This window comes from Variovorax sp. MPBD4-3 (assembly GCF_058809745.1).
The window spans coordinates 179,379-198,834 of record NZ_JBXASW010000004.1 but is presented as its reverse complement, the minus strand read 5'-3'; the positions used below and the strand labels follow the sequence as shown (position 1 = coordinate 198,834).

Annotated in this window: 25 protein-coding genes; 11 read left to right on the top strand and 14 right to left on the bottom strand. The window is 67.6% G+C overall.

The features are described from left to right. The coding region (locus tag AC1RVW_RS04035; protein ID WP_493198152.1) for a DUF924 family protein at window positions 1–519 on the top strand (519 nt) is incomplete at its 5' end. 5 nt (window positions 520–524) lie between these two features. Here AC1RVW_RS04035 and AC1RVW_RS04030 read toward each other — a convergent pair. Then, the gene (locus AC1RVW_RS04030) at window positions 525–1,448 is read right to left on the bottom strand and encodes a YihY/virulence factor BrkB family protein (protein ID WP_172839879.1); all 924 of its coding nucleotides are present in this window, start codon (window positions 1,446–1,448) and stop codon (window positions 525–527) included. An 86-nt stretch (window positions 1,449–1,534) separates the two neighbouring features. On the opposite strand from AC1RVW_RS04030, the gene AC1RVW_RS04025 reads away from it, so the two are divergent. From AC1RVW_RS04025 to AC1RVW_RS04010, 4 genes are read left to right on the top strand one after another with little or no spacing between them, the layout of a single operon-like run. Next, complete coding sequence (locus AC1RVW_RS04025) at window positions 1,535–2,101, top strand: chromate transporter (protein ID WP_493198149.1); 567 nt, start codon at window positions 1,535–1,537, stop codon at window positions 2,099–2,101. Then, complete coding sequence (locus tag AC1RVW_RS04020) at window positions 2,098–2,697, top strand: chromate transporter (RefSeq protein WP_081269124.1); 600 nt, start codon at window positions 2,098–2,100, stop codon at window positions 2,695–2,697. Before AC1RVW_RS04025 ends, AC1RVW_RS04020 begins: the two co-directional genes overlap by 4 nt. A gap of 40 nt (window positions 2,698–2,737) precedes the next feature. Then, on the top strand, window positions 2,738–3,706 hold the full coding sequence (locus AC1RVW_RS04015) for an aldo/keto reductase (protein ID WP_493198147.1): 969 nt from the start codon (window positions 2,738–2,740) through the stop codon (window positions 3,704–3,706). 14 nt (window positions 3,707–3,720) lie between these two features. Further along, the gene (locus AC1RVW_RS04010; protein ID WP_081269122.1) at window positions 3,721–4,203 is read left to right on the top strand and encodes a DUF3237 domain-containing protein; all 483 of its coding nucleotides are present in this window, start codon (window positions 3,721–3,723) and stop codon (window positions 4,201–4,203) included. Between the two features lie 7 nt (window positions 4,204–4,210). Here the strand turns inward: AC1RVW_RS04010 and AC1RVW_RS04005 are convergent, their stop codons facing one another. Beyond that, the gene (locus tag AC1RVW_RS04005; protein ID WP_285410937.1) at window positions 4,211–4,732 is read right to left on the bottom strand and encodes a GNAT family N-acetyltransferase; all 522 of its coding nucleotides are present in this window, start codon (window positions 4,730–4,732) and stop codon (window positions 4,211–4,213) included. A gap of 43 nt (window positions 4,733–4,775) precedes the next feature. Here AC1RVW_RS04005 and AC1RVW_RS04000 point away from each other — a divergent pair, with 43 nt between their 5' ends. The 3 genes from AC1RVW_RS04000 to AC1RVW_RS03990 all read left to right on the top strand — a co-directional run bounded on the left by AC1RVW_RS04000 (window position 4,776) and on the right by AC1RVW_RS03990 (window position 6,951). Further along, on the top strand, window positions 4,776–5,381 hold the full coding sequence (locus AC1RVW_RS04000; protein ID WP_493198144.1) for a helix-turn-helix domain-containing protein: 606 nt from the start codon (window positions 4,776–4,778) through the stop codon (window positions 5,379–5,381). Window positions 5,382–5,485: 104 nt separating this feature from the next. Then, entirely contained in the window at window positions 5,486–5,656 is a 171-nt protein-coding gene (locus AC1RVW_RS03995) for a hypothetical protein (RefSeq protein ID WP_172839878.1), read from the top strand. A gap of 89 nt (window positions 5,657–5,745) precedes the next feature. Then, a complete protein-coding gene (locus AC1RVW_RS03990; RefSeq protein WP_493198141.1) occupies window positions 5,746–6,951 on the top strand; it encodes an NAD(P)/FAD-dependent oxidoreductase in 1,206 nt (401 codons plus the stop codon). 15 nt (window positions 6,952–6,966) lie between these two features. On the opposite strand, the gene rlmB is transcribed toward AC1RVW_RS03990, so the two are convergent. From rlmB to AC1RVW_RS03970, 4 genes are all read right to left on the bottom strand, one after another. Next, on the bottom strand, window positions 6,967–7,713 hold the full coding sequence (gene rlmB, locus AC1RVW_RS03985; protein WP_081269119.1) for a 23S rRNA (guanosine(2251)-2'-O)-methyltransferase RlmB: 747 nt from the start codon (window positions 7,711–7,713) through the stop codon (window positions 6,967–6,969). A gap of 123 nt (window positions 7,714–7,836) precedes the next feature. Continuing rightward, on the bottom strand, window positions 7,837–8,817 hold the full coding sequence (locus AC1RVW_RS03980) for a hypothetical protein (RefSeq protein ID WP_493198139.1): 981 nt from the start codon (window positions 8,815–8,817) through the stop codon (window positions 7,837–7,839). 4 nt (window positions 8,818–8,821) lie between these two features. Beyond that, a complete protein-coding gene (locus AC1RVW_RS03975; protein WP_081269117.1) occupies window positions 8,822–9,301 on the bottom strand; it encodes a hypothetical protein in 480 nt (159 codons plus the stop codon). A 51-nt stretch (window positions 9,302–9,352) separates the two neighbouring features. Then, window positions 9,353–10,063 (bottom strand): ABC transporter ATP-binding protein, encoded by a 711-nt coding sequence (locus tag AC1RVW_RS03970; protein ID WP_081269116.1) that lies wholly within the window; start codon window positions 10,061–10,063, stop codon window positions 9,353–9,355. A gap of 36 nt (window positions 10,064–10,099) precedes the next feature. Between AC1RVW_RS03970 and AC1RVW_RS03965 the strand changes: the two genes are divergently transcribed. Then, a complete protein-coding gene (locus AC1RVW_RS03965) occupies window positions 10,100–10,738 on the top strand; it encodes an arylesterase (RefSeq protein ID WP_234382513.1) in 639 nt (212 codons plus the stop codon). 58 nt (window positions 10,739–10,796) lie between these two features. On the opposite strand, the gene AC1RVW_RS03960 is transcribed toward AC1RVW_RS03965, so the two are convergent. Continuing rightward, complete coding sequence (locus AC1RVW_RS03960) at window positions 10,797–11,000, bottom strand: hypothetical protein (RefSeq protein WP_055796387.1); 204 nt, start codon at window positions 10,998–11,000, stop codon at window positions 10,797–10,799. 113 nt (window positions 11,001–11,113) lie between these two features. Further along, window positions 11,114–12,307: a PLP-dependent transferase gene (locus AC1RVW_RS03955; RefSeq protein ID WP_493198136.1), complete on the bottom strand. Its 1,194-nt coding sequence runs from the start codon at window positions 12,305–12,307 to the stop codon at window positions 11,114–11,116. Between the two features lie 87 nt (window positions 12,308–12,394). Between AC1RVW_RS03955 and AC1RVW_RS03950 the strand changes: the two genes are divergently transcribed. Together AC1RVW_RS03950 and AC1RVW_RS03945 are read left to right on the top strand one after the other, a co-directional pair. Then, entirely contained in the window at window positions 12,395–13,279 is an 885-nt protein-coding gene (locus tag AC1RVW_RS03950) for a helix-turn-helix domain-containing protein (RefSeq protein ID WP_493198134.1), read from the top strand. 52 nt (window positions 13,280–13,331) lie between these two features. Continuing rightward, window positions 13,332–13,784 carry a VOC family protein gene (locus AC1RVW_RS03945; RefSeq protein WP_081269112.1) on the top strand — a complete coding sequence of 151 codons (453 nt, stop codon included), beginning with the start codon at window positions 13,332–13,334 and terminating at the stop codon, window positions 13,782–13,784. An 18-nt stretch (window positions 13,785–13,802) separates the two neighbouring features. On the opposite strand, the gene AC1RVW_RS03940 is transcribed toward AC1RVW_RS03945, so the two are convergent. Genes AC1RVW_RS03940 through hflK form a run of 6 tightly spaced genes read right to left on the bottom strand, consistent with a single transcriptional unit; the run spans window position 13,803 to window position 19,415 of the window. Beyond that, the gene (locus tag AC1RVW_RS03940; RefSeq protein ID WP_081269111.1) at window positions 13,803–14,327 is read right to left on the bottom strand and encodes a phosphoribosyltransferase; all 525 of its coding nucleotides are present in this window, start codon (window positions 14,325–14,327) and stop codon (window positions 13,803–13,805) included. Window positions 14,328–14,348: 21 nt separating this feature from the next. Beyond that, window positions 14,349–15,680 carry an adenylosuccinate synthase gene (locus AC1RVW_RS03935; RefSeq protein ID WP_081269110.1) on the bottom strand — a complete coding sequence of 444 codons (1,332 nt, stop codon included), beginning with the start codon at window positions 15,678–15,680 and terminating at the stop codon, window positions 14,349–14,351. A gap of 22 nt (window positions 15,681–15,702) precedes the next feature. Further along, complete coding sequence (locus AC1RVW_RS03930) at window positions 15,703–16,863, bottom strand: ATP phosphoribosyltransferase regulatory subunit (protein WP_493198131.1); 1,161 nt, start codon at window positions 16,861–16,863, stop codon at window positions 15,703–15,705. 56 nt (window positions 16,864–16,919) lie between these two features. Next, on the bottom strand, window positions 16,920–17,108 hold the full coding sequence (locus AC1RVW_RS03925) for a DUF2065 domain-containing protein (protein WP_081269108.1): 189 nt from the start codon (window positions 17,106–17,108) through the stop codon (window positions 16,920–16,922). Window positions 17,109–17,124: 16 nt separating this feature from the next. After that, window positions 17,125–18,024: a protease modulator HflC gene (hflC, locus tag AC1RVW_RS03920; protein ID WP_081269107.1), complete on the bottom strand. Its 900-nt coding sequence runs from the start codon at window positions 18,022–18,024 to the stop codon at window positions 17,125–17,127. 17 nt (window positions 18,025–18,041) lie between these two features. Beyond that, window positions 18,042–19,415 (bottom strand): FtsH protease activity modulator HflK, encoded by a 1,374-nt coding sequence (hflK, locus tag AC1RVW_RS03915; RefSeq protein WP_081269106.1) that lies wholly within the window; start codon window positions 19,413–19,415, stop codon window positions 18,042–18,044. Window positions 19,416–19,456 lie beyond the last annotated feature (41 nt).

Genomic DNA, 19,456 nt, shown 5'->3' with positions numbered 1-19,456 from the left:
GTGGCCGGCTTCTGGCGCGACGCCGGCCCTGAACGCTGGTTTGCCAAGAACGACGAATTCGACGCCGCCTTCATCGCCCGCTTTGCCAACGCCCACCAGGCCGCGGCGCGCGGCGAACTCGATGAATGGGCGCACGACGCCCAAGGCGCGCTGGCACTGCTCGTGCTGCTCGACCAGTTCCCCCGCAACGCCTGGCGCAACAACCCGCACATGCTCGCCACCGACGGCAGGGCCCTGGCAGTGGCAAAGCAAGCGGTGGCCGCCGGGCTCGACCAGCAGGTTGCCGCCGAACTGCGGCCTTTCTTCTACCTGCCGTTCATGCACTCCGAGGTGCTGGCCGAGCAGCAGCGCTCGGTCGAACTCAATGCCGCGCTGGACGCCAACACGCAGCGCTTTGCCGTGCTGCACCGCGACATCGTCGCGCGCTTCGGCCGCTTTCCGCACCGCAACAGGATGCTGGGGCGCGAATCGACCGCGCAGGAGCAGGCGTTCCTGGACCAGGGCGGCTTCGCGGGCTGACCCGCTCAGTTGTCGTTCTGCGCCAGCGGCACGTCGCGTGTCGGCGAGGGGTTGAGTTCCGTCGCGCCCTTCTTGTCCTTCATCGATCCGTAGGTGCGCGCATAGACCCAGGTGAACTCGGCGCCCAGAAGGAAGATCTGCGCCGAGTAGTACACCCACACCAGCACCACCACCAGCGAACCCGCCGCGCCATAGCCCGAGGCCACGCTGCTCTTGCCGATGTACAGCCCGATCAGATGCTTGCCCACGGTGAAAAGCAGCGCGGTGACCGCAGCGCCTACCCACACGTCGCGCCACTGCACCTTGGCGCGCGGCATGATCTTGTAGATCATCGCGAAGATCACCGTCACCATCGCGAAGCTGAAGACGAAGTTCACCACCTGCGCGGTGGTCTCCCAGGCACCGAACATCGGCGACCACCACTTGCCCAGCGCCGCGAGCGCCGCGCTGGCCACCAGCGACACCATCAGCAGGAAGCCGATGCCCATGATCATGCTGAACGACAGCAGCCGCACCCGCAGCATGTTGAACAGGCCGCTGTTCTTGACGCGGGCCGGCGCGCGCCAGATGCGGTCGAGCGCGTCCTGCAGTTCGCCGAACACGGTGGTCGCGCCGACCACCAGCAGCCCGATGCCGATGACCGTGGCCACGACGCCCTCGGTGGGCTTGTTGACGGCCTTCAGCATGCCCTGGACCGCCGCCGCGCCCTGCTCGCCCATCAGCCCCGAGAGCTGCGCGAAGATCTCCCCGCGCGCCGCCTCCTGGCCGAAGACCAGCCCGGCCACGGCGATCACGATCAGCAGCAGAGGCGCGATCGAGAACACGGTGTAGTAGGCCAGCGCGGCCCCCATGCTCGGCGCGTAGTCGTTCGACCAGGAGTTGAAGGCCTTCTTGCAAAGGTCGAAGAGCGCGCGTAGTTGCATGAGCATGGTTGTAGTTTCCCTGTGGAGGCGTCCGGGATCTTGTCAGTACGATGCCCGGCGCGTTGAAAGCCTGACTACGATAATCGCTCCACATGCACCCGTCTCCACCAGCCCAGCCGCAGTCGCCGCGCGACCTGTTCTTTTCGTTCACCTGGCTGGCGCTGCAAGGCTTCGGCGGCGTGCTGGCCATCGTGCAGCGCGAGATGGTCGAGAAAAAGAAATGGCTCACGCCCGAGCAGTTCCTCGAGGACTGGGCCGTCGCCCAGGTGATGCCCGGCCCCAACGTGATCAACCTCGCCCTGATGATCGGCGACCGCTACTTCGGGCTGCGCGGCGCCCTGGCGGCGGTGGCGGGCATGCTGGCCATTCCGCTCGTCGTCATCCTCGCGCTGGCCGTGCTCTACGCCCACTACGCCGGCAACCCGCAGGTGGCGGCCGCGCTGCGCGGCATGGGCGCGGTGTCGGGCGGGCTGATCGCGGCCACCGGCATCAAGCTGGTGCCGCAGTTGCGCAAGCACCCGCTGGGCTTTGCCACCTGCCTGGGCTTCATGGCGCTGGTGTTCTGCGCCATCGCGCTGTTCAAGATCCCGCTCGGCTGGGTGCTGCTGGTGCTCGGCGGCGTGGCCTGCGCGTGGACCTGGAAGAAGATACCGGCATGACCATCGCGATGCACTGGCACGACTGGCTGGCCCTCTTCGGGCAGTACATGCTGCTTTCGCTGCTGTCGATCAGCGGCGCGATCACCACGGTGCCCGACATGCACCGCTACCTGGTGGCGCAGCACGGCTGGCTCACCGACGCGCAATTCAGCTCCTCCGTGGCCATCGCGCAGGCAGCGCCGGGGCCCAACGTGCTGTTCGTGGCGCTGATGGGCTGGAACGTCGGGCTCAACGCGGGCGGCGGCATCGGCGGCGGGCCGGGGGCGTGGCTGCTGGGCTTCTTCGGGCTGCTCGTCACCATGGTCGGCATCATGCTGCCGAGCACCACCCTCACCTACTTCGCCACGCGCTGGGGCCACCGCAACCGCACCCGCCGCGAGGTGCGTGCCTTCAAGCAGGGCATGGCGCCCGTGGTGGTGGGCCTGCTGATCGCCACCGGCTGGGTGCTGGCGGCGGGAAACCATGCCGGCAATGCGCCCGCCTGGCACCTGTGGCTGCTGACCGGCGCGGCCGCGCTTATCGTCTGGCGCACGCGCATCCATCTGCTGTGGCTGCTCGGTGCCGGTGCGGTGCTGGGCGCCATCGGCTTCGTCTGACCATTTTTTTCTCAACGCTTTTCTCCGGGAACACCAACTCATGTCGCAACTTCGCCCGCTCGGCCGCTCCGGCCTCCTGGTTTCGCCGCTCGCCTTCGGGGGCAACGTGTTCGGCTGGACCGTCGACGAGGCTGCCTCGTTCAAGCTGCTCGACGCGTGGCTCGACGCCGGCTTCAACTTCGTCGACACCGCCGACGTGTACTCGGCCTGGGTGCCGGGCCACACGGGCGGCGAGTCCGAGACCATCATCGGCAAGTGGCTCAAGCAAAGCGGCAAGCGCAACCGCGTGGTGCTGGCCACCAAGGTCGGCAAGCCGATGGGCGAAGGCAAGGTGGGCCTGTCGCCCAAGTACATCCGCGAGGCGGTCGAGGCTTCGCTCAGGCGCCTGCAGACGGACCACATCGACCTCTACCAGTCGCATGACGACGACGCCGACACGCCGCTCGAGGAGTCGCTGCGCGCCTTCGACCAGCTGATCCAGGAAGGGAAGGTGCGCGCGATCGGCGCGTCGAACTACACGGCGCCGCGGCTGGCCGAAGCGCTGGACGTGTCCGAGAAGCTCGGCATCGCCCGCTACGAGAGCCTGCAGCCGCTCTACAACCTGTACGACCGCGCGGTGTTCGAAGACGCGCTGGAGCCGCTGTGCCTGAAGCGCGAGGTGGGCGTGATCAACTTCTACGCGCTGGCCGCCGGCTTCCTCACGGGCAAGTACCGCACGGAGGCCGACGCGAGCAAGAGCGCCCGCGGCGCCAACACCACCAAGAAGTACCTCAACGAACGCGGCCTGCGCATCCTCGACGCGCTCGACAAGGTGGCCCAGCAGTACAACGCCAAGCCCGGCCAGGTGGCCATCGCCTGGCAGATCGCGCGCCCCGGCGTGACGGCGCCGATCGCCAGCGCGACGTCGATCGCGCAGCTCGAGGAACTCGTGGTCGCGACGCAGCTGAAGCTGGACGCGGGCACCATCGAGATGCTCGACCGCGCCAGCGCAGAGACCGCCGCGGCCTGAGGAAGGGGCGAGTGATGAGCGTGTTCGATTTCAACGATATCTCCGCCCCTTCGCTCGAGCATTTCGCCGACCTGCGCGTCGAGGTGGGCACGCCGCAGGTTCTGGGCGGCACCCCGCGCGGCATGCGCCGCGTGGTGCCCATCACGGGCGGCGAGGCCACCGGGCACGGCTGGCGGGCGCGCGTTCTGCCGGGCGGCTGCGACTTCCAGCTGATCGTGAGCGAAACGCTCTCCGAGCTCGATGCGCGCTACGCCCTGGAGACCGACTCAGGCGACCTGATCTACGTGCAGAACCAGGCCATGCGCTCGGCCACGCCCGAGGTCATGGCCCGGCTGCTGCGAGGAGACCCCGTCGACCCGACGCAGGTGTACTTCCGCTGCAACCCGCGCTTCGAAACCACTTCGCCGTCGCTGAAGTGGATCAGCGAACGCATGTTCACCGGCGCCGGCATGCGCAAGCCGTCCGAGGTGGTGATGCGTTTCTACACGCTGGTCTAGCAAGCGCTCAGCCGTCGACCGGGTTCAGCGGCGTCGCCAGGATCCGCTGGTAGAAGGCCACGTCGAGCCAGCGGCCGAACTTGAAACCGGCCTGGCGCACGGTGCCGGAATGCTCGAAGCCCAGCCGCTCGTGCAGCGCGATGCTGCCGGCGTTGGCGGCATCGATGGCGCCGACCATCACGTGCACGTCGCGCGCAATGGCCTCGGCAATGATCGCCTCCATCAGCGTGCGGCCCAGGCCCGCGCCGCGGTGGGCGCTGTCGACGTACACCGAATGCTCGACCGTGTACTTGTAGGCGGGGAAGGCGCGGAACGCGCCGTAGCTGGCAAAACCCAGCAGCTTGCCCTCGTCGTCCACCGCGCCGATCACCGGAAAGCCGTTCGTGCGCTTGGTGGCGAACCAGGCAACCATGTTCTCCGGCGTGCGCGGCTTGTAGTCGTACAGCGCGGTCGAGGTGGCGATGGCTTCGTTGAGGATGGCAAGAATCGCCCCGGCGTGCGCTTCTTCGGTACAGGGGATGAGCCGCATGATGTTCCTTGAGTCGTCCAATATAAGAGAATAATAATCTCATATGGGAAACACTTCATCCACCTCCACCGCCTCTTCTGCACATGGCGCTGCCGATGGCATCGACGCACTCATCGCCTCGCGGCTGCTGGCGCTGCGGCAGGCACGGGCGCTCAGCCTTGCCGAACTGGCCGAGCTGTCGGGGGTCAGCAAGGCCATGATCTCGAAGGTGGAGCGTGCCCAGAGCAGCCCCACGGCCGTGCTGCTGGGCAAGCTGGCTGCGGGGCTGGGCGTGCCGCTTGCGCAGTTGCTGACAGAAGAAAAGGACAGTCCCCAACGCCTGCGAACGAGGGCCGAGCAGCACGTGTGGCGAGATCCCGAAGCGGGCTACCTGCGCCGCCAGGTGGCGGAGCGCCACGCGGGCAGCGGTGTCGAACTGGTCGAGGTCGAGCTGCCGCGTTCGGCGCAGGTCAGCTATCCGCGGTGGAGCGGCAAGCCTTATCGCCAATGCCTGTGGATGCTCGAAGGCGCGCTCCGCGTGGACTACGGCGACGAGCGTTTCGAGCTTGGGCCGGGCGACTGTCTCGACTTCAGCGTGGACAGGCCGCTGGCGTTCAAGGCGCTGGGTCGCGGAGCCTGCCGCTACCTGCTGGTGGCGAGCCCGTCCTAGCCCATCGGTAGGCTCGCTCCCACATGGACAGGCGGCGCGGGCCGCCTCGAAGCCTCGCGCCGGCCGGGATACTGCAACGCATCTCAGCTTCCGGAGGAACGGCGATGTCCTTTGCGCTTTACATGATCGGTTTCTTGATCTTCCTGGGCGGCCTCGTCTGGGGAGCCACGGTGTTGGGCGTGCCGACGCTCTACATCGGCATCGGTGCGGTGATCCTGCTCGGGATCGGCATCTTCAGCGCGGTCGGCCGCACCCGCGGCAAAGACCCGTCCTGAGTTCACACAGGCTTCACGCCGCACGCACAGCGGCTGGCTAACTTCGCTGCGCACCGCAGACCGCGGTGCGTATCGAACACAGCCAGCCCATGCCATCTTCTTCCTCGAGTTTCTTCGCCCCCCTCGATTCATCCCTGATCACCCCGCCGCATGCGGCGCCGGTTGCATCGCCAGGCAGCGGCGGTGCAGGCATCAAGGTCGATCTTCTCGTGGTGGGTGCCAGCTTTGCCGGGCTGGCCTGCGCCCGTGCCGCGGCCCTCGCCGGACTCAGCGTGATGGTGCTGGAGAAGAAGGCCAGCGCCGGCAGCAAGCTCCACACCACCGGCATCATCGTCAAGGACGCAGTCGACAGCGTGCCATGGCTGGCAGAGGTGCCGCCCGCGCTGGTGCGCCGCATCGACGGCGTGCGGTTGTATGCGCCCAACATGCGCCATGTGGACCTGCACGCGCCGGGCTACTGGTTCTGGGCCACCGACGCCCCCTTGCTGCTCGACTGGATGGTGGACTCGGCGCGGGCCTGCGGTGTCGACGTGCGGCTCGGCACGCTGTTCGAACAGGCGCTGTGGATCAACGGGCGCTGGGAGGTGCCTGTCACGCATGGCCCCTGCATCACTGCCACCTACCTCGTGGGCGCGGACGGTCCGCATTCGCGCGTGGCCAAGGCGCTGGGCCTGTCGCGAAACACGCGCTTCCTGTACGGCGTGGAACATGAGTACCAGGGTGCGCGCATGGAGCCCGGCCTGCTGCACTGCTTCATCGACCGCAAGTTGGCGCCCGGGTACATAGGCTGGGCGCTCGACGGTGTCGGCGTGAGCCAGATCGGGCTGGCGCGCCGCGTGGTGCCCGGCGACGCCCAGGCGCTGCGGCTCGATCCGCTGCTCCACAAGATCGCCTCGGTCGTGTCGCCGGGCGATTCACCGCCCATTGCAGTGCGCGCCGGCATGATCCCGTGCGGCGGCGTGCTGCCAAGGGTCGCGCGGGAACGGGCGCTGCTGGTGGGCGACGCCGCCGGCATGGTGTCGCCGGTGACCGCGGGCGGCATCCACACCGCGCTGCAGCACGGCGAACGCGCGGGCGAGGCAGTGGCGCGATTCGTGCGAAAAGAGGCCGACGATCCGGCCACCTGGTTCGTGCGCAGCTACCCCAGCTTCCTGCTCAAGCGCACGCTGCGCTGGGCCTTCGACAATTTCCAGAGCGACTGGATGTTCAACCACCTGCTGGGCACGCCGCAGATGCGGCGCGTGGCAGAACTCATCTATTTCCACCGCAAGGGCGGCCCGCCGCCCCAGGCCTAGGCCAGGAAACGGCGCTCAGGCGCCGCGCTGGCGCATCGCCTCGTAGAGGCACACGCCGCTGGCCACCGAGACGTTCAGGCTCTCCACCGCGCCCGCCATCGGAATGCTCACGAGCTCGTCGCAGGTCTTTCGCGTGAGCTGGCGCATGCCCTCGCCCTCGGCGCCCAGCACCAGCGCCAGCGGGCGCTTGAAATCGCTTTGGTAGATTGTGCCCGGCGCGTCGTCGCTGGTGCCCACGCACCAGATGCTGCGCTCCTTGAGTTCGTTCAGCGTGCGGGCGAGGTTGGTCACCATGAAGTACGGCACCGTCTCCGCGGCACCGCTCGCCACCTTGGCGACCGTGGCATTGATGCCGGCCGCATGGTCCTTGGGCGCGATCACCGCATGCGCGCCGGCCCCATCGGCCACGCGCAGGCAGGCGCCGAGGTTGTGCGGATCGGTCACGCCGTCGAGCACCAGCAGCAGCGGCACCGTGCCGGCCTCTTCGAGGCCTTCGAGCAACTCATCGAGCGAATGGACCTGGGCCACGGGTTCGACCCGCGCCACCACGCCCTGGTGACCATGGCTGCCGCTGAGCTTGGACAACCGCAGGCCATCGGCCTCGACCAGCCGGACGCCGGCTTCTTGCGCACGCGCAATGAACTGTTTCATGCGCGCATCGCGCCGGCTGGCGTCGAACATCACTTCGAGCACCGATTTAGGCGCGGTCTTGATGCGCACGCCCACGGCATGGAAGCCGAAGATCACTTTAGGGGAAGACATCCCGTGATTATCCCTACCCCCAGGCTTGCCCACTTCGTGTGGCCTCCGCCCCCCTGGAAGGGGGCAACACCGGCGGCCCGGCAAAGCCGGTTCCGCGGTGTTCCACGAAGGTGCCTCGCTCCGTCAGGCGAGGGGTAAACCGCTGGTCGCGCGGGTGCGCTCGTCGTGCAGTTGCTGCACCGCCAGCGCGTTCGGATGCACCTTCTCGCTGTTGCCCACGGCCTCGAGGAACTGGCAGGCGGCGTGGCCTTCGGCGGCCTTTTCGTAGCGGGCGATCCAGGCGTCGCGCGCGGGCAGTTTGTCGGGCGCCACGGGCCACACGCCGGGCCGGGGTCGCATCGCATCGCCGATGCCGATGCGCCACGGCTTGGCGCTCAGGCGCGCGCGAAAGCAGTTCTGGTTGCGGCACATGCGGGCGTACACCTTGTCGACGCCCAGCAGCTGGAAGCAATCGGCCACCGCGTTGTCCGACGGCTTGAAGACATCGTGCATGGCCAGTACGCGAAAGCCCGCGGGCGTGCGGTAGATGCGCAGGTGCCAGTCGGGATGCTGGTGCATGAAGCGTCCGATGCGCTCGGCCGCCTGCTTCTCGGGCGATGGGTTGCCGCTGGGCTCGCCGCGCTTCTTGCGCTGGCCGATGACCCAGGCCACGGCGAACACCACGATGCCCGCGATCAGCCCGCCGAGCCAGGTCCTGGCGGCCCAGCCGCCGACCACACCGGCGATCAGGGCCGGCACCAGCGCAAAGCCGAAAACGCTGCCGCGTAGCGGCTCCTCGAAATCGATGTCCACGAACAGCACGTCGGGCGTGTTGAGGCAGCGCGCGCCGTAGCTGTTGCGCGTGACCACGGTGTCGCCCTGCCGCTCGACGATTTCCTCGCGGATCGGCACGCCGTCGGCGCCGTTGTAGGCGCGCTTGAGTTCGCGGCGGTCCAGCTGCTCGCCGGCCACGATGCGGTCGAAGGCCTCGCGGGCGCGCTGGTCGGCATGCGCCTGCGCTGCCACGGGACTGTCGTCGGACCAGCCGTGCCGGCGAACGGTGATCTGCTTGCCGGCCACGCGCTCCTGGACGCGGCCTTCGGCCCAGAACTGGGGAACGATCATCGGGTCAGAGCTCTTTTCCGAACAACGCCCAGACCAGCAGCATGGCCAGCACGATGACGGTGACCGGCAGCCAGCTGTAGCTGCCCGCCGGCACGCGGCCCGGCTCGTCGACCACCGGGCGGCGAGGTATTTCCGACGCCAGATGGCCGAAGGCGCCGACCGGCGGGTTTTCGTGGTTCTCGACCAGCCGCTTGGCGGCCGCGAGGCTCAGGCCGGTGGCGTCGCGTGTGAGCCGCACGGCCTCGACCTTGTTGCCTTGCGCCAGCGCGGTCAGTGCCGTGGACGGCATCGACGCGAAGCCGCGATCCTGCGCGGAGACGTCGGGCGAAGCGCGGCCCGGGTCCCCCATCCATGCGGCATAGCGCTCGACGGCGTCCTTGGCCGACCGGAGATCCATGCCGGTGCTGTCACGCACGATCTTGATGGCCTCGATCAGCCTGCCACGCCGCAGCGCCGCGATGGCGTCCGGTGGTAGGTCGTCCATGGGGGATGTTGCTCCTGTATTTGCTATCCGTTTGATAGCTTACCGCGCTTGTCAGCCGGGCGCTACGGCAGCTTTTTCATTACCTGCCACCCTTCCGGCCTCGATCGTGATGCGCCGTTCGCACCGATCGGCGATGCCGCGGTCGTGCGTGACGAGCACGAGCGTGGTGCCCAGTTCGCGGTTGAGGTCGAACATCAGCTTCATGACCTGCTCGCCGGTGGCGAAGTCCAGGCTGCCGGTGGGCTCGTCGGCCAGCAGCAGCGAAGGCTGAACGACGAAGGCCCGCGCCAGCGCCACGCGCTGCTGCTCCCCGCCCGAGAGCACCTTCGGGTAGTGCCCGAGCCGCTGGCCCAGCCCGACGCGGCCCAGCATTTCGGTGGCCGCCTTGCGGGCGTCCTTGCGGTTGGCAAGCTCCAGCGGGAGCATGACGTTCTCGAGCGCGCTGAGGTTGCCCAGCAGCTGGAAGCTCTGGAACACGAAGCCCACGCGCTTCGCGCGCACGGCGGCGCGCTCGTCCTCGTCGATGGCGAACAGATCGTCGCCCGCGAGCCTGACGGTGCCGCGCGTGGGCGTGTCCAGCCCCGCGATGATCGACAGCAAGGTGCTCTTGCCCGAACCCGAGGCGCCGACGATGGCCGCGGTCTCCCGCGCACCGAGGGTGAAATGGATGTCCTGCAGAATATCCAGCGTGCCGGCCGAGTCGGTCACGGACTTGAAGACATGCTCGACGGCGACAATGGCATCAGACGGGGGTTGGGACATGGAAAGGCTTTGGTTTTGAATCGACGTGACTTTATCTTGACCACCGCCGCGCTCGGCAGCGCGGGGACTTGGACAACCGCGGCGAATGCCCAGGCTCCAGCCTCCACGGCGGGCAAGCCGGTGATCCTGGTGCTGGGCGATTCGCTGAGCGCAGAGTACGGGCTCAAGCGCGGCGAAGGCTGGGTACCCTTGCTGGAGAAAAGGCTTGCGCAGCAGAAGATCGCGGCGACCGTGGTCAACGCCAGCATCAGCGGCGACACCAGCTCCGGTGGACGCGCCCGCTTTCCTTCGCTGCTCGCGCAGCACAAGCCCAGCCTCGTGGTGCTGGAGCTCGGCGCCAACGACGCCCTGCGCGGCCTGCCGCTGGCCGACACCGAAAGCAACCTGCTGCAGATCACCAAGGCCGCGCAGGCGGCAGGCGCGAAGGTGCTGATCGTCGGCATCCAGGTGCCGCCCAACTACGGCGGCGACTACACGCGGCGCTTCGAGGCGGTGTTCTCGAAGGTGGCCGGCGCCACCCGGTCGGCGCTCGTGCCCTTCCTGCTCAAGGGCGTGGCGGACGCACCGAACGCGCTCTCGCTGTTCCAGGCCGACCGCATCCATCCGACGGCGGCGGCACAGCCGCAGTTGCTCGACAACGTCTGGCCCGAACTGCGCAAGCTGCTGCCCAAATGAAAAAACCGCCACCGGCGCAAGCCTGTGGCGGTTTTCATGGAGGGAAGCCAGAAACGGATCAACCGTTCTTGGTGGGCAACTCGGGCACCGTGGGGGGATCGCGTTCGAGCGAAGCCACGTCGGTTTCCGGGTCTCCGGGAGCCAGTCCGTCGCTGCTCGGGCTGAGTTTGCGATTCGCCTTTTCCCGGAGCTTTTCTTCCTTTTTCTTCTTCTTGGCCAGCTCTTTCTGGCGCTTCTCGTAGCCGTAATTTGGTGTTGCCACTGCTTCTCCTTGGGCGAGGCAGTCAGGGTGACTGCGCGTGGCCTACTGTAAGCGATAACGGTGCAGTCTCAAGAGCCCCCTGCCGCGGCGCTCGAGACAGCCGATTCGCTTTTTTACATCCGTGCCAGCGCCTGTTGCAGATCGGAGCGCAGATCGCCCACGTCTTCCAGGCCGATCGAAAAGCGGACGAGCGTGCCCCTGTGGGGCCAGCGCGCCACGCTGGCGTCGCGCATCAGGCCGATGTCGTAGGGCACCACGAGGCTGATCGGCCCGCCCCACGAATAGCCGAGCCGGAACAGCTTCAGGCTGTCGCAGAAGCGGTCGACCTGCTCGGTGCGGAAGCGCTCGTCGAACACCACGGAGAACAGGCCCGCCGCCAAGTCGGTTTCGCCGCAGAGTGCACGCCAATGGACATGGCCCGGCGAATCTTCCAGCGCCGGGTGCAGCACCTGCGCGATTTCCTCGCAGCCGTTGAGCCATCCCGCCAGCTCCCGTGCCGCACGGTCGTGCGCCGCATAGCGCAGACCGATGCTGGGCAGCGAGCGCAGCAGCGTCTCGACGTCGCCGACGCCGACGCCGAACCCCATGCGCATGTGGGTGAGCTTGAGGGAGCGGTGCAGTCGCTCGTCGCGCGTGACCACGCTGCCCATCAGCACGTCGCCGCCGCCGCTCGGGTACTTGGTGAGCGCATGCACGGAGATGTCGACGCCCTGCCCCGTGCCGTTGAAATCGAAGGACGCGAAAGCCAGGCCGGCGCCCCAGGTGTTGTCGAGCGCCGTCATCACGCCGCGCGCGCGGCAGACATCCACCAGCGCGGGAAGGTCGGGGAATTCCATCGTCACCGAACCGGCCGCCTCCACCCACACCAGCCGCGTGCGTGACGAGAGCTTGGCCTCGAGGTCCGACGGGTCCATCGCGTCGTACAGGCGGTGGGTGATGCCGAAGTTGGCGAGCTCGCCGGTGGCCAGCGCCTTGTTGGGGCCGTAGGCGTTGTCGGGGATCAGCACTTCGTCGCCGGTCTTCAGGAAGGCGAACGCCACCAGCGAGATGGCGGCCAGGCCGCTGGGCACCAGCAGGCATTCGGTACCGCCTTCGAGCGTGGCCAGGCGCTCCTCGAGCGTGAAGGTGGTGGGCGTGCCGTGCAGGCCGTAGGTGTAGCCGGCCTTGGTCTTCCAGTCACGGGCGCGCATCGCCGCCACGTCGGCGAAGAACACCGTCGACGCCTTGAACACGCCGGGCTGCGGCGCGGCGAAGGTGTCGGGTGGGGTGTAGGGGTGGTGGATCAGGGTCGTGGAAAGCTTGCTCATGGGTGAATCCTAGCGTGGTGGTCGCGCGCACTGCTCGCGCCCGGGCCCGATTGCGCTGTGAAACGGCTCGACGGACACTCTCCGCACATGCAACTGACCCGCCTTCCCTTGCCTCAGCTGCGGCCCTTCGTGCGGCTGCTGTGGGCGTCCGAACCCGAGGGGGTGCCCCGCGAACGGCCCGGCGCGCGCGAACATGTGCTGCCCACGGGCGGCATGCACCTCGTGTTCCGGCTCTCCGGGCCGCCGCTGCGCCTTTTCCATGACGACGAGGACGCGCGGGGCTACACCGTGGGCCATGCGATGGTGGGCGGCACACGCTCGGCCTTCTTCGTGCGCGACGTTTCGCTGCAGACGCGTTCGGTCGGCATCATGCTCAGGCCCGGCGCGGCGAACGCGCTGCTCGGCGCGCCTGAAGACGCACTGGCCGGCCGCCACACACCGCTGGAAGCGCTCTGGGGTACCGCCGCCGGCTTTGCGCTCGAACAGCTTCACGCCGCCGGATCGCCAGCGCGGCAGCTCGAGATCGTCGACGCGTTGCTGAGCGCACGGCTCGCCGCGTCCACCGCGCACCGCCTGCACCCCGCGGTGGCGCAGGCGCTGGCCAGCATGGCCGGCTGGAACGCCAGCGACGACGGCGCGCAGGCCGGCGCGATCCGCCGGCTGGTGACGCAAAGCGGATACAGCCACCGGCGTTTCATTGCGCTTTTTCGCGGCATGACCGGCCTGGCGCCCAAGCAATACGCCCGCATGCTGCGCTTCGACCACGTGCTGGGCCGGTTCGCGATCGACCCCGAGCAGCCCTGGGCCGACCTGGCACTGGACGCGGGCTACAGCGACCAGGCGCATTTCAACCGCGACTTCCTCGCGACCGCCGGCATGTCGCCGCAGGCCTACCGGCGCGCGGCACCGAAGTCGTCGCGCCACGTGCCGGTCCGAGCGGCTGCCGGCAGGTCAAATTTCTTCAAGACGTGAAGATAGGCCGGAAACCACAATCACGCCCATCCCACCCTGACGGACGAACACCATGGCCATCCACGAACTGTTCCCCTACATCTGCGTCCACGACGCGGCCGCCGCCATCGACTTCTACTGCAAGGTCTTCGAGGTGAAGGAGATCTTCCGGCTGACCGAGCCCAGCGGGCGCATCGGCCACGCGGAGCTGGACTTCCACAACGGCGCGATCCTGATGCTCTCGGACGAATTCGCCGAATGCGACATCCACAGCGCGAAGACACTGGGCGGCACCGCCGTCACGCTGCACCTGCATGTGGACGATGCCGACACCGTCGTGGCGCGCGCGGTCGCTGCCGGCGCCACGCTGGACAGGGCACCGCAGGACCAGTTCTATGGGGAACGTTCCGGCGTCTTTCGCGACCCCTTCGGCCATCGCTGGAACGTGGGGCACAGCATCGAGAAGCTGACGCCGGAAGAAATGCAGCGGCGCTATACCGCGATGCTGCTCAACCCCGCCGGATGAAACGGCGGGACTGGATCGTCAGACAGACCACTTCTCGATGAGCTTCTCGGCGCCCATGGAGTCGTAGCCTTCGAAAGGCTGATGGATCCACGGGTTGGTGGCCAGGAATTCCACCTGGTAGTCGGGCGTGAAGGTCGACAGCGCCTTGGTCCAGATCACGGCGCTGCGCAGCTCCGTGATGGGCGGATAGTTGTTGCGCAGCATGTCCATCACCGCGTGCAGCGTGTGCCCCGAGTCGGCCAGGTCGTCCACCAGCAGCACCCTGCCGGCGATCTCGCCCTTGGGGGTGGTGATGAAGCGGGCGATGTCCAGGTGGCCCTGCACCGTGCCTGCATCGGCGCGGTACGAGCTGGTCGACATGATCGCCAGCGGCTTGTCGAAGATGCGCGAGAGCACGTCGCCGGGGCGCATGCCGCCGCGCGCCAGGCACAGGATGGTGTCGAACTGCCAGCCCGACTGGTGCACCTTGATCGCGAGCTTCTCGATCAGGTTGTGGTACTCGTCGTAGCTGACGTAGAGATGCTTGCCGTCTTCGGTCAACATGGTTCTTCTTTTCCTCTGTTTTCAGTCGGCCAGGTAGGGGTGGCGCATCATGATCGTGTGGTCGCGATCGGGGCTGGTCGACACCATGTGGATCGGCACGCCGGTGACCTGCTCGATGCGCTGCAGGTACAGCCGCGCATTGACCGGCAGCTTGTCGTACTGCGTGACGCCCACGGTGCTTTCGCTCCAGCCCTCGAGGGTCTCGTAGATCGGCGTGCAGCGCTCGATCTCGTCGGCGCCCATCGGCAGGATGTCGGTGATCTCGCCGTCGAGTTCGTAGCCGGTGCACAGCTCGAGCTTCTCGAGGCCGTCCAGCACGTCGAGCTTGGTGATGCACAGGCCCGACAGGCCGTTGACCTGCGCCGAACGCTTGAGCAGCGCGGCGTCGAACCAGCCGCAACGGCGGCTGCGGCCGGTGGTCACGCCCTTTTCGGCGCCCACGGTGCTCATGTGGTAGCCGGGGGTGCCGGGCGTGGCCCAGTCGAGCTCGGTGGGGAACGGACCGCCGCCCACGCGCGTGCAGTAGGCCTTGGTGATGCCCAGGATGTAGTGCAGCATGCCCGGGCCAACGCCCGAACCGGCGGCGGCGTTGCCGGCCACGCAGTTGCTGGAGGTGACGTACGGGTAGGTGCCGTGGTCCACGTCGAGCAGCGTGCCCTGCGCGCCTTCGAACAGCAGGTTGGCGCCGTTCCTGTGCGCGTCGTTCAGCTCGCGCGAAACGTCGGCCATCATGGGCTTGAGCAGTTCGGCGTGCTTCATGGCTTCGTTGAAGACTTCGTCGAAGTCGATGGCCGGTGCGCTCAGCACCTGCGTCAGCACGTGGTTGTGCAGGTCGAGCAGCACGCGCAGCTTGGCCGCGAAACGCTCGGGGTGCTTCAGGTCCTGCACGCGCAGCGCGCGGCGGGCGATCTTGTCTTCATAGGCCGGACCGATGCCGCGGCCGGTGGTGCCGATCTTCTCGATGCCACCCTTTTCGCGGTACGCCTCGCGCGCGATGTCCAGCGCGGCGTGGAACGGCAGGATCAGCGGGCAGGCCTCGCTGATGCGCAGGCGCGAACGCACTTCGACGCCAGCCTTCTCCAGCCCTTCGATTTCCTCGAACAGCTTGGCAGCCGACAGCACCACGCCGTTGCCGATGTAGCACTTGACGCCGGGGCGCATGATGCCGCTCGGGATCAGGTGCAACGCTGTCTTCACACCGTTGATGACCAGCGTGTGGCCCGCGTTGTGGCCGCCCTGGAAGCGGACCACGCCCTGGGCGCTTTCGGTCAGCCAGTCGACCAGCTTGCCTTTGCCCTCGTCGCCCCATTGGGTGCCGACGACGACCACGTTTCTTCCGGTGGTTACGCTCATGCTCGTTCCATTACTCAAAAATTCAGATCGTTCGGACACTCCACTGGCCTGCTTGCTCGACGAGCTCGCGGTCGCAGTGGAATTCATCGATTTCGCTGCCATGGCCCGGCAGCACGCAGACTACCGTTTCACCGGACTTGCGCAATTGGGCAATCGCCTGACGCAGGCCGGCCGCATCGCTCCAGGGCGCGCGGATGGCGGCACGCAGCGGACGGGCCGGCAGCACGCCGACCAGTTCACGCACGTCGAGGCTGAAGCCGACGGCCGGACGATTGCGGCCGAACACGGCTCCCACCTCGTCGTAGCGGCCGCCGCGCACCAGCGAATCGGCCGCGCCGGGCACGTAGATGCCGAAGCGCATGCCGCTGTAATAGGCGTAGCCGCGCAGGTCGGCCAGGTCGAAGCTGATCTGGCGGCCCGCAACCTCGTCCAGGCCGTCGGCGATCTGCTTGAGGTCGGCCAGCGCGGGAGCCACTGCGGGCGTGCCCTCGAGGGCCTTCGCGGCCTCGTCGAGCACGGAGACGTCTCCATAGAGCCCGATCAGGGCGCGCAGGCCGTCGCGCGAGGCAGCGGGGAAATCCTTGGTGAGCGAGGCGAGTTCGCTTGCGTCCTTGGCGGCCAGCGCGGCGTGCACCCGGGCCAGCACCGCCGCGTCGACCGGCACACCAGCGAACAGCGCGCGCACGATGCGGGCATCGGCCAGGTCGACGATCACGCCTTCGCGCAGCCCCGCGGCATCGAGGCAGTCGAGTGCGAGCAGCAAGGTCTCGGTGTCGGCCTCGAGGCCGGCGTGGCCGTAGATCTCGGCGCCGAACTGCAGCGGCTCGCGGGTCGCATGCGGCCGGTCGGGGCGGGTGTGGAGCACCGGGCCGCAGTAGCACAGGCGGGCCACGCCGTCGCGGTTCAGCAGGTGGGCATCGATGCGCGCCACCTGGGGGGTGGTGTCGGCGCGAAGGCCCATGCTGCGGCCGGAGAGCTGGTCGACGAGCTTGAAGGTTTGGAGGTCGAGCGCCTCGCCGGTGCCCGAAAGCAGCGACTCCAGGTGCTCGAGCAGCGGCGGCATCACCAGCTCGTAGCCGTAGCCACGGGCGGTATCGAGCAGCTGGCGTCGAAGTTCTTCGATGTGGCGCGCCTCGGAAGGCAGCACATCGGCAATGTGATCCGGAAGGACCCAAGCGGACATGGGGATCGGGGGCGTGGTTAAACCGGGATTCTACCGGGACCGCGACCAGCCCGAGACTAGGCCAGGATCCAGAGCAGTATCAAACCCAGCAGGATGCTGCAAAGTCCGAAGAAACGAAGCTGGCCGTCGCGCAGCTGCATGAGCTGCCCGAAGCCGCGCCGCCACCCTCCCGGCGACACGAAAGGCAGGATGCCCTCGATCACCAGGACGAGCGCGAGCGCGCTCCAGAAAGTGTCGGCGCTCACGGCTCCTGAGGACGAATCAACGACGAGGAGCGTTGGTGGAGGAACCCGAGCCCTGCATGGCGCGGAAGAAGTCCGACGACGGGTCCAGCACCATCACGTCGCTCTTCTTGTTGAAGCTCTGCTTGTAGGCCTCGAGGCTGCGATAGAACTGGGCGAACTGAGGGTCGCGGCCGAAGGACTCGCTGTAGGCGGCAGCGGCCTGGGCATCGCCCTCGCCCTTGATCTTCTGCGCATCACGGTAGGCGTTGGCGACGATCACTTCGCGCTGACGGTCGGCGTCGGCGCGGATCTTTTCGCCCTCGGCCGTACCGGTCGAGCGCAGTTCGTTGGCCACGCGCTTGCGCTCTGCCTCCATGCGGCGGTAGACCGATTCGGTGATGGCTTCCACGTAGTCGACACGGGTGATGCGAACGTCGACCACGTCGACGCCCCAGGGCTTGGCGCCCTTCACCACCGACAGCACTTCGCGCTGCACGTCGGCCATCAGGGCCTCGCGGCGCACCGAGATCAGGTCGCGCACGGTGCGCTTGTTGATGTTTTCCTGGAACGCATTGCGCACCACGCGGTTGAGCTGCATCGCACCGGCGTTCTCATCGAGACCGACGTTGCGGATGTAGGCCTGCGGGTCGCTGATGCGCCAGCGCACGTACCAGTCGATCACCACGCGCTGCTTTTCAGCGGTGAGCATGGGTTCGGTGTCGATGCTGGAGAGCGTGAGCAGCCGCTTGTCGATGTACGACACGTTCTGGAACGGCGGCGGCAGCTTGAAGTTGAGGCCCGGCTCGGTGATGACCTGCTTGATCTGGCCGAGGGCATAGACCACGCCGAACTGGCGCTGGTCGACCACGAAGAGGGTTGAGCTCAGCAGCACGAGCAAGACGAGGATCGACGATGCGATGAATCCGATTCTGTTCATGTTCTTCTAGTCCTTGTTCAACGCACGTCGCGGTCGCGCGAGCGGCCGTCGCGGGCTCGCACGTCGCCCGTCACGGGCGCCACCGGGATCACCGAGGACTGGGGCGGCGCGGTGCCGGCCACATTGGGGCTGGCCGCATCGACCGGCGTGGGCGTCGCGCTGTTGCCGCTTTGCTGCATCAGCTTGTCGAGCGGCAGGTACAGCAGGTTGGAACCCTGCTTGCTGTCGACCAGCACCTTGGTCGTGCTGGCGTAGATCTGCTGCATGGCGTCGGTGTACATGCGGTCGCGGGTCACCTGCGGCGCCTTCTGGTACTCGGCCAGGACCGAAGCGAAGCGGCCGGCATCACCCTGGGCCTGCGCCACGATGCGCGCCTTGTAGGCTTCGGACTCTTCCTTCAGGCGCGAAGCCGTACCGGTGGCGAGCGGCACCACGTTGTTGGCGTAGGCCTGGGCTTCGTTCTTGGCGCGTTCGCGCTCCTGACCGGCCTTGAGCACGTCGTCGAATGCGGCCTGCACCTGCTCGGGCGGACGCACGCCGCCCTGCTGCAGGTTGATGCCGACCACTTCGACACCGACCTTGTAGCGGTCGAGGATGGTCTGCATCAGCGTGCGCACGCGGGGTGCGATCTGGTCGCGCTCTTCGGCCAGCGCGGCGTCCATCTTCATCTTGCCGACCACCTCGCGCACGGAGGTCTCGGCCACCTGCACGACGGTCTCGGCGGGCGACTTGCTCTCGTAGAGCCAGGCGCGCGCGTCGCTCAGGCGGTACTGCACCGCGAACTTGATTTCGACGATGTTCTCGTCTTCGGTCAGCATGGCCGACTCGCGAAGGCCGGTGGAGCGCACGATGGCGTCGCGGCCCACGTCGGTGGAGCGGATCTGCGTGACCACCACGACTTCATGGCGCTGGATGGGATAAGGCAGGCGCCAGTTGAAACCGGCGCCCACGGTCGTCTTGTAGCGGCCGAACTGGGTCACGACCGCCTGCTGGCCTTCGTTCACGATGAAGAAGCCGGTGCCGAGCCAGATAAGTACGGCCACGGCAGCCACGAGGCCGAGGCCGAATCCTGCGTTCTTCATGTCGGGCCTGTAGCCGTTGCCGCCGCCGTTGCTGTTGCCGCCGCTGGGACGATTGCCGCCGCCCTTGCCGCCGCCGAAGAAACCGCCGAGCTTGCGATTGAGGTCGCGCCACAGTTCATCGAGGTCGGGCGGGCCCTGGTTGGGGCCCTGGCCGCGGGGACGGTCGTTGTTGTTGCTGTTGTTGCCCGAAGGCGGGGGCGTCGGTGCGCCCGGAGGATTGGCTTCGGGGGGACGGTTGCCGGTCGGGCGATCACCGTTGGAGGACGGCTCGTCGCCACGACCCCACCGGCCATCGTTCAGATTGAACATGCCCAGAAACCCTCTCCGCGCTGGCTTTGAATTCATTCGCT

Excerpts from the sequence above, each read along its gene's own strand:
- AC1RVW_RS03930 (WP_493198131.1), bottom strand. The coding sequence starts at position 16,863 with ATGTCCGCTTGGGTCCTTCCGGATCACATTGCCGATGTGCTGCCTTCC.
- hflK (WP_081269106.1), bottom strand. The coding sequence starts at position 19,415 with ATGTTCAATCTGAACGATGGCCGGTGGGGTCGTGGCGACGAGCCGTCC.
- AC1RVW_RS04020 (WP_081269124.1), top strand. The coding sequence starts at position 2,098 with ATGACCATCGCGATGCACTGGCACGACTGGCTGGCCCTCTTCGGGCAG.
- AC1RVW_RS03950 (WP_493198134.1), top strand. The coding sequence starts at position 12,395 with ATGCAACTGACCCGCCTTCCCTTGCCTCAGCTGCGGCCCTTCGTGCGG.
- AC1RVW_RS04000 (WP_493198144.1), top strand. The coding sequence starts at position 4,776 with ATGGGAAACACTTCATCCACCTCCACCGCCTCTTCTGCACATGGCGCT.
- AC1RVW_RS04030 (WP_172839879.1), bottom strand. The coding sequence starts at position 1,448 with ATGCTCATGCAACTACGCGCGCTCTTCGACCTTTGCAAGAAGGCCTTC.
- AC1RVW_RS04010 (WP_081269122.1), top strand. The coding sequence starts at position 3,721 with ATGAGCGTGTTCGATTTCAACGATATCTCCGCCCCTTCGCTCGAGCAT.
- AC1RVW_RS03990 (WP_493198141.1), top strand. The coding sequence starts at position 5,746 with ATGCCATCTTCTTCCTCGAGTTTCTTCGCCCCCCTCGATTCATCCCTG.
- AC1RVW_RS03995 (WP_172839878.1), top strand. The coding sequence starts at position 5,486 with ATGTCCTTTGCGCTTTACATGATCGGTTTCTTGATCTTCCTGGGCGGC.
- AC1RVW_RS04015 (WP_493198147.1), top strand. The coding sequence starts at position 2,738 with ATGTCGCAACTTCGCCCGCTCGGCCGCTCCGGCCTCCTGGTTTCGCCG.
- AC1RVW_RS03975 (WP_081269117.1), bottom strand. The coding sequence starts at position 9,301 with ATGGACGACCTACCACCGGACGCCATCGCGGCGCTGCGGCGTGGCAGG.
- rlmB (WP_081269119.1), bottom strand. The coding sequence starts at position 7,713 with ATGTCTTCCCCTAAAGTGATCTTCGGCTTCCATGCCGTGGGCGTGCGC.
- AC1RVW_RS03945 (WP_081269112.1), top strand. The coding sequence starts at position 13,332 with ATGGCCATCCACGAACTGTTCCCCTACATCTGCGTCCACGACGCGGCC.
- AC1RVW_RS04005 (WP_285410937.1), bottom strand. The coding sequence starts at position 4,732 with ATGCGGCTCATCCCCTGTACCGAAGAAGCGCACGCCGGGGCGATTCTT.
- AC1RVW_RS03980 (WP_493198139.1), bottom strand. The coding sequence starts at position 8,817 with ATGATCGTTCCCCAGTTCTGGGCCGAAGGCCGCGTCCAGGAGCGCGTG.
- AC1RVW_RS03970 (WP_081269116.1), bottom strand. The coding sequence starts at position 10,063 with ATGTCCCAACCCCCGTCTGATGCCATTGTCGCCGTCGAGCATGTCTTC.
- AC1RVW_RS03935 (WP_081269110.1), bottom strand. The coding sequence starts at position 15,680 with ATGAGCGTAACCACCGGAAGAAACGTGGTCGTCGTCGGCACCCAATGG.
- AC1RVW_RS04025 (WP_493198149.1), top strand. The coding sequence starts at position 1,535 with ATGCACCCGTCTCCACCAGCCCAGCCGCAGTCGCCGCGCGACCTGTTC.
- hflC (WP_081269107.1), bottom strand. The coding sequence starts at position 18,024 with ATGAACAGAATCGGATTCATCGCATCGTCGATCCTCGTCTTGCTCGTG.
- AC1RVW_RS03940 (WP_081269111.1), bottom strand. The coding sequence starts at position 14,327 with ATGTTGACCGAAGACGGCAAGCATCTCTACGTCAGCTACGACGAGTAC.
- AC1RVW_RS03955 (WP_493198136.1), bottom strand. The coding sequence starts at position 12,307 with ATGAGCAAGCTTTCCACGACCCTGATCCACCACCCCTACACCCCACCC.